This is a genomic window from Sphingomonas rubra, from assembly GCF_900115745.1.
Lineage (GTDB): Bacteria > Pseudomonadota > Alphaproteobacteria > Sphingomonadales > Sphingomonadaceae > Sphingomonas > Sphingomonas rubra.
This window is the reverse complement of record NZ_FOXP01000002.1, coordinates 340,110-355,230: the sequence shown is the minus strand read 5'-3', so window position 1 is coordinate 355,230 and position 15,121 is coordinate 340,110. Positions and strand designations below refer to the sequence as shown.

The 15,121-nt window shown below is 70.2% G+C and carries 15 protein-coding genes, 1 tRNA gene and 2 pseudogenes; 13 read left to right on the top strand and 5 right to left on the bottom strand.

The genetic code is table 11. The features are described from left to right. The first annotated feature begins 83 nt into the window (after positions 1-83). Positions 84-2,378, top strand: a complete 2,295-nt coding sequence (locus tag BM145_RS04275; protein ID WP_093331652.1) for a glycoside hydrolase family 3 N-terminal domain-containing protein — start codon at positions 84-86, stop codon at positions 2,376-2,378. Between the two features lie 112 nt (positions 2,379-2,490). Here the strand turns inward: BM145_RS04275 and BM145_RS04270 are convergent. The 3 genes and pseudogenes from BM145_RS04270 to BM145_RS04260 form a co-directional block, all read right to left on the bottom strand. Beyond that, positions 2,491-2,574, bottom strand: a tRNA-Leu gene (locus BM145_RS04270). Positions 2,575-2,624: 50 nt separating this feature from the next. Then, a pseudogene (locus tag BM145_RS04265) lies at positions 2,625-3,134 on the bottom strand (magnesium chelatase subunit ChlI family protein); the annotation flags it as partial. Between the two features lie 142 nt (positions 3,135-3,276). Next, entirely contained in the window at positions 3,277-3,675 is a 399-nt protein-coding gene (locus tag BM145_RS04260) for a VOC family protein (RefSeq protein WP_093331649.1), read from the bottom strand. Between the two features lie 355 nt (positions 3,676-4,030). Here BM145_RS04260 and BM145_RS04255 point away from each other — a divergent pair, with 355 nt between their 5' ends. Beyond that, on the top strand, positions 4,031-4,474 hold the full coding sequence (locus BM145_RS04255; protein WP_093331647.1) for a helix-turn-helix domain-containing protein: 444 nt from the start codon (positions 4,031-4,033) through the stop codon (positions 4,472-4,474). Between the two features lie 5 nt (positions 4,475-4,479). Next, positions 4,480-4,725 (top strand): hypothetical protein, encoded by a 246-nt coding sequence (locus BM145_RS15570; RefSeq protein WP_143090097.1) that lies wholly within the window; start codon positions 4,480-4,482, stop codon positions 4,723-4,725. A gap of 36 nt (positions 4,726-4,761) precedes the next feature. On the opposite strand, the pseudogene BM145_RS04250 reads toward BM145_RS15570, so the two are convergent. Next, a pseudogene (locus BM145_RS04250) lies at positions 4,762-5,793 on the bottom strand (YifB family Mg chelatase-like AAA ATPase); the annotation flags it as partial. Between the two features lie 99 nt (positions 5,794-5,892). Here BM145_RS04250 and BM145_RS04245 point away from each other — a divergent pair. The 6 genes from BM145_RS04245 (at position 5,893) to yihA (ending at position 9,369) form a co-directional block, all read left to right on the top strand. Beyond that, positions 5,893-6,171: a hypothetical protein gene (locus tag BM145_RS04245; protein WP_177200076.1), complete on the top strand. Its 279-nt coding sequence runs from the start codon at positions 5,893-5,895 to the stop codon at positions 6,169-6,171. Between the two features lie 108 nt (positions 6,172-6,279). Further along, positions 6,280-6,414: a 50S ribosomal protein L34 gene (gene rpmH, locus BM145_RS04240; RefSeq protein WP_017978410.1), complete on the top strand. Its 135-nt coding sequence runs from the start codon at positions 6,280-6,282 to the stop codon at positions 6,412-6,414. 80 nt (positions 6,415-6,494) lie between these two features. Beyond that, complete coding sequence (gene rnpA, locus BM145_RS04235; protein ID WP_245739055.1) at positions 6,495-6,806, top strand: ribonuclease P protein component; 312 nt, start codon at positions 6,495-6,497, stop codon at positions 6,804-6,806. Then, complete coding sequence (yidD, locus tag BM145_RS04230) at positions 6,803-7,015, top strand: membrane protein insertion efficiency factor YidD (RefSeq protein ID WP_218149603.1); 213 nt, start codon at positions 6,803-6,805, stop codon at positions 7,013-7,015. The genes rnpA and yidD overlap by 4 nt, the downstream gene beginning before the upstream one ends. A gap of 18 nt (positions 7,016-7,033) precedes the next feature. Further along, positions 7,034-8,734, top strand: coding sequence for a membrane protein insertase YidC (gene yidC / locus BM145_RS04225; protein ID WP_093331639.1), 1,701 nt, complete (start codon positions 7,034-7,036; stop codon positions 8,732-8,734). Then, positions 8,731-9,369, top strand: coding sequence for a ribosome biogenesis GTP-binding protein YihA/YsxC (gene yihA / locus BM145_RS04220; RefSeq protein ID WP_093331636.1), 639 nt, complete (start codon positions 8,731-8,733; stop codon positions 9,367-9,369). The genes yidC and yihA overlap by 4 nt, the downstream gene beginning before the upstream one ends. 19 nt (positions 9,370-9,388) lie before the next feature. Here yihA and BM145_RS04215 read toward each other — a convergent pair whose 3' ends face one another. Beyond that, the gene (locus BM145_RS04215; protein WP_143090096.1) at positions 9,389-10,924 is read right to left on the bottom strand and encodes a hypothetical protein; all 1,536 of its coding nucleotides are present in this window, start codon (positions 10,922-10,924) and stop codon (positions 9,389-9,391) included. A 134-nt stretch (positions 10,925-11,058) separates the two neighbouring features. On the opposite strand from BM145_RS04215, the gene BM145_RS04210 reads away from it, so the two are divergent. The 4 genes from BM145_RS04210 (at position 11,059) to BM145_RS04195 (ending at position 15,040) form a co-directional block, all read left to right on the top strand. Further along, positions 11,059-11,724, top strand: coding sequence for a glutathione S-transferase (locus BM145_RS04210; protein ID WP_093331630.1), 666 nt, complete (start codon positions 11,059-11,061; stop codon positions 11,722-11,724). Beyond that, complete coding sequence (gene dapE / locus BM145_RS04205; protein ID WP_093331629.1) at positions 11,724-12,839, top strand: succinyl-diaminopimelate desuccinylase; 1,116 nt, start codon at positions 11,724-11,726, stop codon at positions 12,837-12,839. Before BM145_RS04210 ends, dapE begins: the two co-directional genes overlap by 1 nt. Positions 12,840-13,040: 201 nt before the next feature. Beyond that, positions 13,041-14,066 carry a tRNA (adenosine(37)-N6)-threonylcarbamoyltransferase complex transferase subunit TsaD gene (gene tsaD, locus BM145_RS04200; protein WP_093331626.1) on the top strand — a complete coding sequence of 342 codons (1,026 nt, stop codon included), beginning with the start codon at positions 13,041-13,043 and terminating at the stop codon, positions 14,064-14,066. Beyond that, the gene (locus BM145_RS04195) at positions 14,063-15,040 is read left to right on the top strand and encodes an NAD(P)H-dependent glycerol-3-phosphate dehydrogenase (RefSeq protein ID WP_093331624.1); all 978 of its coding nucleotides are present in this window, start codon (positions 14,063-14,065) and stop codon (positions 15,038-15,040) included. Before tsaD ends, BM145_RS04195 begins: the two co-directional genes overlap by 4 nt. Positions 15,041-15,121 lie beyond the last annotated feature (81 nt).

Sequence of the window (15,121 nt, the reverse complement as noted above, 5' to 3'; positions counted from 1 at the left end):
ACAGCAGAGTGGAACCGGTTACAAGCAGGCGTGCGATGGCCGTTGTCGCGGCCTGTGCTAGAGCCAGGGGCAGAGGAGACGGCATGCGCGAGGCACGGGTTACACGGCGGTCGGTGATCGCGGCCGCGGCGCTGGGTAGCGCCTGGGCGGCGACGCCGCTACGCGCGGCGTTGCAGGCGGTGGCGGGCACTCCCCTGCCCGCCGCGGCACGCGACGCGCTCGCACGGATGACGATCGCGGAGAAGGCGGGACAGCTGTCGATCATGGCCGCCGCCTGGGGCGGCAACGCCGCCGACGCGCTCAACCCGACCCGCCCGAGCGATGGCTTCGCCGCGCAACTCGCCGACGTGCGCGCCGGCCGGCTGACGGGCGTGTTCAACGGCAACGGGGTCGAGATGGCGCGGCAGATGCAGACCGCCGCCGTGCGGGAATCGCGCCTCAAAGTGCCGCTGATCTTCGCCGCCGACGTGATCCACGGCTTTCGCACGATCTTCCCCGTGCCGCTGGGCGAGGCGGCGAGCTTCGAGCCTGATCTGGCGCGGCGCACCGCGCGCGCGGCGGCGGTGGAGGCGACGGCGGCCGGCATCGACTGGACCTTCGCGCCGATGGTGGACGTCGCTCGCGACAGCCGCTGGGGCCGCACGGTGGAGAGTTCGGGCGAGGACGTGCTGCTCGGCGAGATCATGGGCGCGGCGCGCGTCCGCGGCTTTCAGGGCACGCGCGGCCTGACCGCCGACGACGCGGTAATGAGCTGCCCCAAGCATTTCGCCGCCTATGGCGCGGCCGAGTCCGGGCTCGACTACAACAGCGTCGACCTCTCGGAGCGGACGCTGCGCGAAGTGTATCTCGCCCCGTTCAAGGCGGCGTTCGACGCCGGCGCGGCGACGACCATGGCCTCGTTCAACGAGATCGCCGGCATTCCGGCGACCGCCAACCGCTTCCTGCTGCAACAGGTGCTGCGCGACGAGTGGCACTGGAGAGGGCTCGTCGTCTCCGATTATACCGGCGACCTGGAGATGGTCGACGCGGGCTATGCCAGGGATGCGCGCGATGCGGCGCGGCTGGCCTTCCTCGCCGGCGTCGACATGAGCATGCAGAGCGGCCTCTACCGCGACCATCTGCCCGCGCTGGTCGCGGCGGGCGAGGTGCCGATCGCCCGTGTCGACGAGGCGGTGACGCGCGTCCTCCAGCTCAAGGCCAGCCTGGGGCTGTTCGACGATCCGTTCCGCCGCATCGATGCCCGGCGCATGAAGACGCGCGTCCTCACCCCCGGCCACCGCGCGCTCGCCCGCGAGGCGGGGGTCAAGTCGATCGTGATGCTGAAGAATGACGGCGGGCTGCTGCCGCTGCCGCGCTCGGGCAAGCGGATCGCGCTGATCGGGCCGTTCGCGGCAGGCAAGCACGACCTGATCGGCCCGTGGAATGTCTACGGCACCGACGAGGAGGCGATCGACCTGGCGACCGGGGTGCGCGCGGCGATGGGCGCGAACGCGACCGTCACCGTCGCGGCCGGATCGGGGATCGAGGAGCCGATCGCCGGCGGCATCGAGGCGGCGGTGGCCGCGGCCCGCGCCGCCGACCTGGTGGTGCTCGCGATCGGCGAGAGTCAGGTCATGTCGGGCGAGGCGCAGTCGCGGCTCGACATCGTCGTGCCGCCACCGCAGCAGGCCCTGGCCGAAGCGGTGGCGGCGACGGGCAAGCCGGTCGTCGTCGTCCTGAAACACGGCCGCGCGCTCGCGCTGACCGGCGCAGTGCTGGAGGCGCCGGCGATCCTCGCGACCTGGTTCCTGGGCAGCGAGACCGGCCACGCGATCGCCGACGTGCTGTTCGGCCGCGAGAGCCCGTCGGCGCGGCTGCCGGTCAGCTTCCCCTATGCCAGCGGGCAGGAGCCGTATCACTACGATCACAAGGCGACCGGGCGGCCGAACGGGCCGGGACCGCTCCAGCCCTACAAGGCACGCTGGCGCGAGGCGCCCAACGCGGCGCGCTTCGCCTTCGGCCACGGGCTGACCTACGGTGACGTCGCCTATGCCGACCTCGACCTCGGCAGCGGCACCATGGCCTGGGACGGCGCCCTCACCGTGCGCGCGACGGTGACCAACCGCGGCCGGCGCGCCTGCGAGGAGGTGGTCCAGCTCTACGTCCGCGACGTGGTGGCCAGTGTCACGCGGCCGATCCGGCAGCTGCGCGGGTTCGAGAAGGTTCGCCTCGCACCCGGCGCGCGGCGGGTGGTGAGCTTCACCCTGCGTCGCGGCGACCTGTCGTTCATCGGCGTCGACAACAGGCCGGTGGTCGAGCCCGGCCGTTTCCAGCTTTGGATCGCGCCCTCGGGCGAGAGCGATGGCGTCACCGGAAGCTTCGAGTTGGTAGCGGCGTAGGTGACGGACGCCGATCCTGCTGCGGCGCAATCCATCGGCGGCATCCGCCGACACGACGGGATCGGTCGTGTCGGCGGATGCCCCTCGAACGGCGTCGCTCCGGGTTGATCGGTGGTGCCCCTGGCCGGACTCGAACCAGCACGCCTCGCGGCAACCGATTTTGAGTCGGTCGCGTCTACCATTTCGCCACAGGGGCAGCGGTGGGCACGGCTAGCCGGGTGAGCGGCGTCGCGCAAGCCGTCGCCGTCAGTTGCGCGGTGGCTGACGGCGATAGCTGAGCGCCTCGGCGACGTGGAGGCGCGTCGCCGCGTCGCTGCCGGCCAGGTCGGCGATCGTCCGGGCGACGCGCAGGATGCGGGTATAGCCCCGCGCGGTCAGCCGCATCGCCTCCGCGGCCTGGGCGAGCAGGCGGCGGCCCTGCTCGTCCGGGGTGGCGACGGCGTCGAGCAGGGGGCCGTCCGCTTCCGCGTTGGTGCGCACGGGGTGGTCGCGGTAGCGCTCCGCCTGCACGGCGCGGGCGGCCGCAACGCGGGCGGCGACCTCGGCCGATCCCTCGGCGGGCGGCGGCAGCACCAGGTCGGCGGCGGTGACCGCGGCGACGTCGACGTGGAGGTCGATGCGGTCGAGTAGCGGCCCCGACACCTTGGCCTGATAGTCCGCCGCGCAGCGCGGCGCGCGGGCGCAGGCGAGGCCGGGATCGCCGAGATGCCCGCAGCGGCACGGGTTCATCGCCGCGACCAGCTGGACCAATGCCGGGTTAACCATGAGCCGCCCTGAATAGCCGCTCTTGGGAGCGGCGCGGCAGCGCGCGAACGTCCGGTTGTGGTGGGAAGCGGACACTGGCGCGATCGCAAAATCCGGGTCCGCTAGGGTCAAAAGCGAACCCGCATCGGACAGATCATGCAGGAAAATGAATTCCGCATAGTTTGTTGCCGTCTGGATCGCGAAAATAGGCGAGTTCGACTGTCCCCAGCGATGCCGTATGACGCGGGCCGGGCGGGGCTTCGATCGAGGTGCCGCCGTTGGCGACTGCGGTATCATGAAGCTGCTTCACTTGTTCAGGCGAGTTGCACGAAAAGGCGACGGTGCTGCCGTTGGCGACGCTTGCCGGTTCGTCGTTAATCGGCTGGCTGACGATGAAGTTGGTTCCGTTGCCATTATTATAGATCAGCCGCGTATGGCCGCTGTCGGCGATGTTCCGCGTCCCTTCGCCTGCCCCCAAAGTGGCGAGCACCGTGTCGTAGAAGCGCTTCGACCGTTCAATGTCGTTCGAGCCGACCATGGTGTGAAAAAGCATGCGGGCTCTCCTTCGGGCTGATCGACTTCCGACCGCCACTAGCCTTCTCACCTAATCGGCCCATAGGACGCGGTCACCCCCCCCCGTCGTCCAAACGTCCGCAATTGGGCGTAAGCGGAACGTCCGCTTTTGCGCCCAAAAGCTGCAGAACGCACGTAAAAGTGCGACTTTCGCGCCCTGCCCTTCAGTTTACGTGCATTGCAGGCTTGACGCGGGGAAGAGAGACAAGAAGCGGCTCTTCGCAGCGCCCAACCCCCACGTTTAACCCGCTTCGCGTAAAAAAATCGCGTCACCAGTGTCACCCTATGGAATAGATCCCTTCACATTCTGTTATCTAACACCTAACTGACCCCACATGGAAGCTCTGCTCGACACACCTGCCTCCGATGCACCCGCGCCTTCGCCTGACGAGGCGACGCCCATCACCATCAAAGAAAAGTGGCAGGGCGCGGTGACGCAGGGCTCTGGCTTTGTTGCCGTGCCAGTCGCGCTGCTCAGGCTACAGTCCAAATACGACCTGACGCCCACTGACATGCTCGTGCTGATCAACCTCCTCGCGCATTGGTGGGACCCAGCACGAGCGGTCTATCCACGCTCCACCACGATCGCGAAGCGCATGGGCGTGGATAAGCGCACCGTTCAGCGCGCTACGCAGAAATTGGAGAATGCCGGCCTTCTTTCGCGCGACATTACCGAAGAAGGTCGCCGCGTTTTCAAGTTCGACCGTCTGGTCGAGAAGCTCGCCCGTGATGTCCCTGCCGCCTACGTGATCCAGGCGCAGGAAACCCACGGCTCGTAGATCGCGTGGCATCCGCCCCCGCCCCGAAGCCTCAACAGGAGGTAATTCCGGCCAAGCGGGCGGCGGGGAAACTCACGCCGGTGGAACGCGTCATCGAGCGCAGCGACATCAAGATCGACGTCGCAGCGTGCATTAGGAACACGTTCTATGGCGTAGCCCTGGTGATCTTCGCGGTCGGCTTCGTCATGTATCCTGAAACGCTATCGCTACCGAACGCGGCGCAGACGATCGCTCGCATCTTCGTCAGATAGCCACAGTTTTCTGCGATTTCCGACCGCTCCTTTTCAGTTTACGTGCGTTGCAGGCTTGACGCGCGCCGGAAAGGTCACGTGCGCGTTGGCGCGGGCGACGCTGACCGTGCCCGTTTCCAGCGGCTGGCGCAGCGAATCGAGCACCGTGCCGCCGAACTCGGGCAGTTCGTCGAGGAACAGCACGCCGAGATGCGCCAGGCTGACCTCGCCCGGCTTCACCTTCAGCCCACCGCCGGTCAGCGCCGCCATCGAGGCGCTGTGGTGCGGATGGCGGAACGGACGCGTCCGTGTCAGCCGGCCGCCGGTGAGCGTGCCGGCCACCGACTGGACCATCGACACCTCCAGCGCCTCGGCAGGGTCGAGCGGCGGCAGGATGCCCGGCAGGCACGCCGCCATCAGCGACTTGCCGGCGCCCGGAGGCCCGCACATCAGCAGATTGTGACCGCCGGCGGCGGCGATCTCCAGCGCGCGCTTGGCGGTTTCCTGGCCCTTCACCTGAACGAGGTCGGGGCCGTGCCCCGCCTCCTCCACCTCGCCCGCGGCGGGTGCGGGCAACAGGCCATGCCCCTTGAAGTGGTTGACCAGGGCGAGCAGGTCGGGCGCGGCGACGACCTCGACCGATCCGGCCCAGGCCGCCTCGGACCCTTGCGCCGCGGGGCAGACGAGCCCCAGCCCCTCCCCGCTGGCGTGCAACGCCGCCAGCAACACACCCGGCGACGGCGCGATGCGCGCGTCCAGACCGAGCTCGCCCACCACGACGTAGTCGGCGAGCGTTTCCACGTCGACGATCGCCATCGCGCCGAGCAACGCGAGCGCGATCGGCAAGTCGAAATGCGATCCCTCCTTGGGCAGGTCGGCGGGAGACAGGTTCACCGCGATCCGCTTGGGCGGCAGCGCCAGGCCGAGCGCCGCGATCGCGCCGCGCACCCGCTCGCGGCTCTCGCCCACCGCCTTGTCGCCCAGACCGACCACGTTGAAGGCGGGCAGCCCGGGGATCAGCTGCACCTGCACCTCGACCGCGCGCGCCTCCAACCCCAGATACGCCACCGTCCGGACGATCGCCGTCATGCCCTGCCCCCGTTCACGCGCGCGACCGTCGGGGCGGTCGATCCCCGAGTCAATCGAACGGCTCTTCGCAACAACGACCATATTGACCATATCGCCGTCATGCCCCGCCCCGTCCGCCATCCCGCCATGCGCCTGGGCCAGCTGTCGGCGGGCACCCTGCTGATCCTGCTGGCGCCGCTGACGGCGCCGCTGCCCGGCCCCGGCGCGACGGTCATGTTCGTCGCCGGGCTGGTGCTGGTGCTGCGCAATTCGGCATGGGCCCGGCGGCGGTTCGTGCGCGCCAAGCGGCGCTGGCCGCGCGCGGGGGCGTTGGCGGATCGGCTGATGCGCCGCGGCAGCGCGCTGCGACGTCGCGCGCGAGCGGCCCTACCGCGTTGACCCTGGCCCGCGTTGACTTGGCGGCGGAATTGCGCTTATGCGCTCCCAGCAAGGTCGCCCGTCGTGGCGGCCCTTTTCCGTTTGAACGAATTACCTGAGGAATGAACGATGAAGCGCACCTTCCAGCCGAGCAATCTGGTCCGCGCGCGCCGGCACGGCTTTCGCTCGCGGATGGCGACGGTGGGCGGCCGGGCGGTGATCCGCGCACGCCGGGCGCGCGGCCGCAAGAAGCTGTCGGCCTGACCGACCTGCCGGGCGTCGCGGTCGCGACGCTCACCCGCCGCAAGGATTTCCTGGCGGCGAACGCGGGCCGGCGACAGCCCATGCCGGGCTTCGTGCTGCTGGTCCGCGACCGGCGCGATGCCGATCCCGCCATGCGGGTCGGCTTCACCGTTACCAAGAAGATCGGCAACGCGGTCGTCCGCAACCGCATGAAGCGGCGGCTGCGTGCCCTGGCGCGCGAACTGTTGCCGACCGCCGGCCATGCCGGCGCCGACCACGTGCTGATCGGCCGCGATGGCGGCGTCGAGCGCGACTACGGGCTTCTCCGTGCCGAACTGACCAAGGCGCTTGCCAAGATCGGGCGCAATCCCGAAGGCGCATCGCGGCCGCCACGCGGCAAGCCGAAACGGTGATCGCGCGCCTGCTCATCCTCGTCGCGCGCGGGTGGCAACTGGGCCCGTCGCTGATCCTGCCGCCCTCCTGCCGCTTCCAGCCGTCCTGTTCGGCCTATGCAATCACCGCGCTTGCCCGCTATGGCGCGGTGAAGGGGGGCTGGCTGGCGGCGAGGCGCATCGCGCGCTGCCATCCCTGGGGCGGCTGCGGGCCGGACCCGGTACCCTGACAGATTGGGGCAAGTGACTTGAACAACGACCGCCAGAATTTCGTGCTGTTCGCGGTGATCGCGGCGCTGATCCTGTTCGGCTGGCCGCTGGTCCAGAACCGCTTCTTCCCCACCGCCAACCCGCCCGCGACCAAGATCGTCGATGGCAAGCAGGTGCCGCTGCCCAAGCCCGGCGCCGATCCCACCGCCGACACGCCCGCCGCGATCCGCGACCGCCAGGTCGTGTTGGCGGAGACGCCGCGCGTGCGGATCGAGACGCCGACGATGCGCGGCTCGATCAACCTGCGCGGCCCCCGCATCGACGATCTGGTGCTGGTCGACTACAAGGAAACGGTCGCTAAGGACTCGGCGCCGATCCGCCTGCTCTCCCCCGCGGGAGCGCCGGACGCCTATTTCGCCGGCTTCGGCTGGCGCGCGGACGGGCTGGCGACGCCGCCGGCAGGCACGGTGTGGTCCGCCTCGTCGCCCGTGCTGGCGCCGGGACGGCCGGTTACGCTCGATGCGACGGGCGCGAATGGCCAGCGCTTCCGCATCCAGCTGTCGGTCGACGACGGCTACATGTTCACCGTGCGCCAGACGGTGCTCAATGCCGGTGACCGGGCCGTTCCGGTCGCGCCCTACGGCTTCGTCAATCGTGCCGGCGTGTCCAAGGACCCGGACAGCTGGACGATCCATACCGGCCCCATGTCGGTCAACAACGGCGCGGCGCATTACGGCCCTAACTTCGAGGATCTCGACACCGGGCCCGAGCGCTTCACGACCAAGGGCGGCTGGCTGGGGTTCGCCGACAAATACTGGCTAACCTCGCTCGTCCCCGACCAGTCGGCGACCTTCGAGGGGCAGTTCCGGTCGACGCCGAGCAAGGGATATCAGGCCGACTTCACCGTGCAGCCGCGCGTGGTACAGCCGGGCCAGGCGCTGACCCAGACCTCGCGCTTCTTCGCGGGTGCCAAGGAAGTGCGGCTGCTCGACCGCTACACCGACCGGGAGAACGTCGCCCAGCTCGACTATGCGATCGACTGGGGCTGGTTCCGGATCGTCGAGAAGCCGATCTTCTATTATCTCGACTGGCTGTTCCGCATGGTCGGCAATTTCGGCGTGGCGATCATTCTGCTGACGCTGACGATCCGGCTCGTGATGTTCCCGATCGCGCAGCGCCAGTTCGCCTCCATGGCCGCGATGCGCGCGGTACAACCGAAGATGAAAGCGCTCCAGGAGCGGTACAAGGACGACAAGGTCCGGATGCAGCAGGAGGTGATGGCGCTGTACAAGGCGGAGAAGGTCAACCCGCTCGCCGGCTGCCTGCCGACGCTAATTCAGATCCCGATCTTCTACGCCCTCTACAAGGTGCTGATGCTGACGATCGAGATGCGGCACCAGCCGTTCATCCTGTGGATCAAGGACCTGTCCGCGCCCGATCCCGCGACGATCCTGAACCTGTTCGGCTACATCCCCGTCACGCTGCCGCATTTCCTGGCGATCGGCGTGGTGCCGGTGCTGCTCGGCGTGTCGATGTACTTCCAGTTCAAGCTCAATCCGCAGGTGATGGACGAGACGCAGGCGCAGATCTTCAAGTTCATGCCCTGGGTGCTGATGTTCGTGATGGCGCCGTTCGCGGTCGGCCTGCAAGTCTACTGGATCACCACCAATTGCGTGTCGATCCTGCAGCAGCGGCTGCTCTACGCGCGCCACCCGGGCCTGCAGCAGCCGGCGGCATGAGCTTCACCGACGAGGAGATCGAGGCCGCGCGGAAGACCTTCGCCGGCCCGGTCGCGTTCCTGAAATCCGCGCCGAAGCTGGAGCACCTGCCGCCGCCGGACGTACCGGAAGTGGCGTTCGCCGGCCGTTCCAACGTGGGCAAATCGTCGCTGCTCAACGCGCTGACCAACCGCAACGGCCTTGCCCGCACCTCCAACACGCCGGGGCGGACGCAGGAGCTTAACTTCTTCGACGTGGGCGACCCCCTCGCCTTCCGGCTGGTCGACATGCCGGGCTACGGCTTCGCCAAGGCGCCCAAGGACGTGGTGCGGCAGTGGCGTTTCCTGGTAAACGACTATCTGCGCGGCCGCGACGTGCTGAAGCGTGCGCTGGTGCTGATCGATTCGCGCCACGGCATCAAGGACGTCGACCGCGACATCCTGGGCATGCTCGACAAGGCGGCGGTGAGTTACCGCCTGGTCCTGACCAAGGCGGATAAGGTCAAGGCGACCGACCTCGCCGCCGTTCGCCAGGCCACCGCCGACGAGGCCCGCAAACGCCCCGCCGCGCATCCGGAGATCATCGCCACCTCGTCGGAAGGCGGCATGGGCATCGCGGAACTGCGCGCCGCGGTGCTGGAGGCGGTGGCGGCCTGAGGGCCGCCCCGCCCCGCTCTCAGATCGCACTGTCGTCGAGCGGCTCGGCGGTCGGACGTGATCGGAACGGGTCGAAGCTGTCGGGGAGCGACTCCAATACCGGCTGCGGCAGGATGCGCCCGACCTTTTCCACCGCGGCGCGCACGTCAGGGGCGGATCGTATTGCCTCCGCGACCGGCTCCGTCAGCTTCTCATAGGGAGTAAAGGCGTCGGGCTTGATCGGTTGAACGAAGCGCATCGCCCAGTCGCGGGTGCGTTCGTCTGCCAGGCGGCGGACGATCAATGCTCGGCCCATGGCGGCGTCGCGGTGGCAGAGGTGGAGCTGCATCGCCGGCCCGGGCATCACCGCCTCCGCGATCAGCACCCCGGCGGTATCCTCCTGCGCCTCGCCGGCACGACCCAGCCCGGCCAGCGCACAGGCGCGCATCGCGCGGACCTGCAACGTCGCCGAGCTGTTGATGCTGGAGCCCAGCTGCTTCGCCCGGGCCAGAAAGGCGTCGGCCCGGCTGAGCGTCGCTGCCCAGCCGAGCTGGTTGGCGTCGAGCATCATCCGGGCGGCGAGGATGTTCAGGTCGCTTCCGCCATTGTTCGTCGGCATCGCCGCGGCCACCTTGTCGAGCAGCGCACGCGCATCGGCCGGCCGACCCACCTTGACCAGCGAACGCGCGACCACCGGCGTCAGGAACTCGGTGCCCTCCCGGTACTCGCCGGGCACGATCCGGTCAAACATCGGCAGGAACAGCGACACGACCGCCGGATAGGCACCGAGGCTCGCTAGTTGGCGAGCGTAGGCCGTCGCCGTGTCGAAATCGTCGGCCGCCGTCCAGTCCGCGCGCAGCTCCTCCAGATAGCGGCGCGACTGGCCGTCGAGCGTCGGCGTCGCCCATTCCGCGATGCGCGGCCACAGGGCCTGATAGCGGCGGTCGACGTACAGCGTCAGCAGGTCGTCGGGATCGCCGATCGCGGTGACGCTCTGGATCGCGAGGTCGTCCCGCTTGGCCCGCACCTCGCCGTACGTTCGGGCGAGCGCGGCGCTGGACCGTTCGGGCGCGAGGCTGGTGGCGAAACCGATCTCGCCCAGCCGGGCGTTGATCCGCTCGGCCCGCTCGCGATCGCCCAGGTCGAGCAGGCGACCGGTCAGTGCCGACATGACGTAATGGTGGCTCAATCGCGCGCGCTCCGGCGACTCGCGGCTCGCCTGCATCCACAGGTCAGCGGCGCGCTGCGGCGATCCCGCGAAGGTCAGGATGTGCACGGCGAGGAGCTTGGGCCGAGGATCGTCGGGCAGGAGGCGCATCGCCTCCTCCACCGCGGTGACGGCGTCGCCGACCCGGTCCTTGCTGGCGAACACGGCCGCGCGCGCCGCCTGCACCATGCCGCGCAGCGGCGTCGGCCGCGGCAGCTTGGCGAGCACCGCGTCCAGCCGCGCCAGATCGGGCGGGTTGCCGGCGACGGCCGATGCCGCCTCCGCCATCACCGCGCGGTCGGCGGGATCGACCGTCATCTGCAACGGATCGTCGGGCTCCGCCGCGACGGGCGCCGCGACCGTCGTCAACAACAATCCCCCCAACCATCCGCCGACCCGCATATCGCTGCCCCCTTTCGCCCTTTGTGGCAGCAGACCATGGCTTGCCCCGCCTGTCCATCCCACCGTTGCCGCTGGCCCACGCAGGCGATAGGTCGGCGCGCATGAAGCTCATCATCGGCAACAAAGCCTATTCGTCCTGGTCCCTGCGCGGCTGGCTCGCCGTGCGGCAGTCGGGCCTCCCGTTCGAGGAAATGGTCGTGCCGATGTACGACGCCGACTGGAACCAGCGGCGGCAGGGCGATGAGTTCGCGCCCTCGTCCGGCAAGGTGCCGATCCTGTGGGACGGCGAGGCGGTGGTGTGGGACAGCCTGGCGATCGTCGACTATCTCGCCGACAAGGTCGGCCGCGACCGGTTCTGGCCGGCGGACGAGGCGGCGCGCGCGATGGCGCGGTCGATGGCGGCGGAGATGCATTCCTCCTTCCCCAATCTCCGGCGCGAGCATCCGATGAACATCCGCCAGGTGTTCGAGGGCAAGCGGCCGAGCGACGCGGTGCTGGTCGAGCTGCACCGGATCATGGAACTGTGGGCGCAGGCGCGCGCGCGGTTCGGTGGCGGCGGCGACTTCCTGTTCGGGGAGTTCGGCGCGGCGGACATCATGTTCGCGCCGGTCGTCACCCGCATCGTCACCTACCAGCTGCCGATCGCGCGTTTCGCAGCCGGGTACATGCAGGCGGTGCTGGGCCATCGTTTCATGCAGGACTGGATCGCGGGCGCGCAGGAGGAGGAATGGGTGCTCGAACAATATGAGCAGCCGGCCCAGTCGTGATGACCGATCCGGTCGCGCTGGCCGCCGCGCTGATCCGGGCGGAGAGCGTCACGCCGGCGCGCGGGGCGGTGTTCGACGTGCTGGAGGAGGCGCTCGCCGCGATCGGCTTCGCGGTCGAGCGTTTCGTCGCGGGCGAGGCGCCGGACGGGCCGGTCGAGAACCTGCTCGCCCTGCGCGGCGAGGGCGGGCGGCACCTGGCGTTCGCCGGCCATGTCGACGTGGTGCCGGCGGGCGAAGGCTGGACCGGGTCGCCCTGGTCGGGCGAGGTGCGCGGCGGGCTGCTCTACGGACGCGGCGCGGTGGACATGAAGGGCGCGGTCGCCGCCTTCGTCGCGGCGGCGGACCGGCAGCGCGGGGGCACGCTGAGCTTGGTCGTCACCGGCGACGAGGAGGGACCGGCGACGTTCGGCACGGTGGCGCTGATCGAGCGCATGGCCGCGCGGGGGATCAGGCCCGACTGGTGCCTGGTCGGCGAGCCGACGTCGGCACGGACGCTGGGGGACACGATCAAGATCGGGCGGCGCGGGTCGGTCAACATCTGGATCGAGGTGGCCGGGCGGCAGGGGCACGTCGCCTACCCGCACCTCGCCGACAATCCGGTGCCGCGACTGGTGCGGCTGCTGGCCGAGATCGACGCGGTGGTGCTCGACCGGCGCAATCGCTGGTTCCAGCCGTCGAACATCGAGGTGACCGACCTCCATGTCGGCAATCCCGCGACCAACGTCATCCCGGCATCGGCGCGGGCGCGGCTGTCGATCCGCTTCAACGACGAGCAGCGCGGCGACGCGCTGGTCGAGCGGATCGGCGCGCTCGCGGCGGCGCATGGCGGCACGGTGACCGCCCGCGTATCGGGCGAGGCGTTCCTGACCGAGCCGGGGCCGCTGTCGGACGTCGTCTCCGCCGCGATCGAGGCCAGGGTGGGGCTGGTGCCGGAACTGTCGACGACCGGCGGCACCTCCGACGCGCGCTTCCTGTCGCGACTGTGCCCGACGGTGGAGTTCGGGCTGCTCAACGCGACGATGCACCAGGTCGACGAGGCGGTGGCGGTGGACGACCTGCGCGCGCTGGCCGACATCTACGCCGACGTGATCGCGCGCAGCGTCACACTTGCTTGACTCGATTGACCCCTGGACGAAAACAGTTCGGGTCGACCGTTTCCGAATGAGCGATAATGAGAAAGAGCGAGCGTATTATCCGTACCGAGTATAAGCCGATCGGCGGCTGGTAGGACAGTGGAAAGACCCGTGTCGCTGCGCCCGCAGGAGCACCGCGCGGGCGGCATACCCAAGGCGGCACGTTTCGCGTAGAGCGGGGCCATGCTGATCCTGGGGCTGGAATCATCCTGCGACGAAACTGCCGCCGCGCTGGTAACCGGTGACCGACGCGTGCTCGCGCACCGGCTCGCCGGGCAGGAGGCGGCGCACGCGCCGTACGGCGGCGTGGTGCCGGAGATCGCCGCGCGCGCGCATGTCGAGGCGCTGCCGCCGCTGATCGAGGCGGTGTTCGCCGATGCCGGGCTGACGCTGGCCGACGTCGACGCGGTCGCCGCCACCGCCGGACCGGGGCTGATCGGCGGCGTGATGGTGGGACTGGTCACGGGCAAGGCGCTGGCCCACGCCGCGAACAAGCCGCTGGTCGCGGTCAACCATCTGGAGGGACACGCGCTGAGCCCACGGCTGTCCGATCCGGACCTCGACTTCCCTTACCTGCTGCTGCTGGTGTCGGGCGGGCATTGCCAGTTGTTGCTAGTCGAGGGAGTGGGCGCGTACCGCCGGCTGGCGACGACGATCGACGACGCGGCGGGCGAGGCGTTCGACAAGACGGCCAAGCTGCTGGGGCTCGGCTTTCCCGGCGGCCCCGCGGTGGAGCGGGCGGCGGCGCTGGGGAACCCGCACGCGGTGCCCCTGCCCCGCCCGCTGAAGGGCGCGGCCGAGCCGCATTTCTCCTTTGCCGGGCTGAAAAGCGCGGTGGCGCGCGCGGTGGGCGAGCATTCGTCCGAGGATCTGGCTGCGTCGTTCCAGGCGGCGGTGGTCGACTGCCTGCTGGACCGCACCGCCCGCGCGCTGGCGGCGGCACCGCAGGCGTCGACGCTGGTGGTCGCCGGCGGCGTCGCGGCGAACGCGGCGGTGCGGGGCGCGCTGAGCGACCTCGCCGCCGCGCATGGGCGCCGCTTCGTCGCGCCGCCGCTGTGGCTGTGCACCGACAATGCGGCGATGATCGCCTGGGCGGGAGCGGAACGGTTCGCGGCCGGGCTGGTCGATCCGCTGGACGTGGCGGCACGGCCGCGCTGGCCGCTCGATCCCGGCGCGGCGCCGGTCAGGGGCGCGGGGGTGAAGGCATGAGAATCGGCGTGATCGGCGGTGGCGCCTGGGGCACCGCCCTGGCGCAGGTAGCGGCGCATGGCGGGCGCGAGGTGCTGTTGTGGGCGCGCGAGGCGGAGGTGGTCGCGTCGATCACCGACGAGCACGTCAACCGGTCGTTCCTGGGCGGCGTCGCCCTGTCGCCGTCGATCCGCGCGACGGGGGAGCTGGGCGAGCTGGACGCGGTCGACGCGTTCCTGGTGGTGGCGCCGGCGCAGCACGTCGGCGCGGTGCTGGCCGAGACGCCGGTGCGCGGGCGGCCGCTGGTGTTGTGCGCCAAGGGGATCGAGGCGGGCAGCCGTCGGCTGGTCGGCGAGGTCGCGCGGGCAGCGCACCCGGATGCGGCCGTGGCGGTGCTGTCGGGGCCGACCTTCGCGCACGAGGTGGCGCAGGGATTGCCGACCGCGGTGACGCTGGCCTGCGAGGATGCGGGGTTGCGCGCGAGGCTGGCGGAGCGGCTCGCCAGCCCGCATTTCCGTCCTTACGCGTCCAGCGACGTGATCGGCGCGGAGATCGGCGGCGCGGTCAAGAACGTGCTGGCGATCGGCTGCGGCGTGGTCGAGGGCGCGGGCCTGGGCCAGAACGCGCGGGCGGCGCTGATCGCGCGCGGTTTCGCGGAGATGACGCGCTTCGGCCTGGCGCGCGGCGCGCGGGCGGAGACGCTGGCGGGACTGTCGGGACTGGGCGACCTGGTGCTGACTTGTTCCTCGACCAGCAGCCGCAATTTCTCGCTGGGGGTCGGGCTCGGCCAGGGACGGGCGGCTTCGGCGCTGCTCGCCGACCGGCGCACGGTGGCGGAAGGGGCGTTCACCGCGCCCGTGCTGGCGCAGGCGGCGGTGGAGGCGGGGGTCGACATGCCGGTGACCGAGGCGGTGTGCCGGCTGCTCGACGGCGCGGAGGTGGAGGCGGTGATCGGCGACCTGCTGGCGCGGCCGCTGAGGGACGAGGTGGCGTAGGCTCCTGCGAAGGGGGTGGTCGCGAAACTCCGCTCGTCTTCCCCGAAGGCCGGGGGCCAGAGGGGTGAGGTTTGCAAGTAA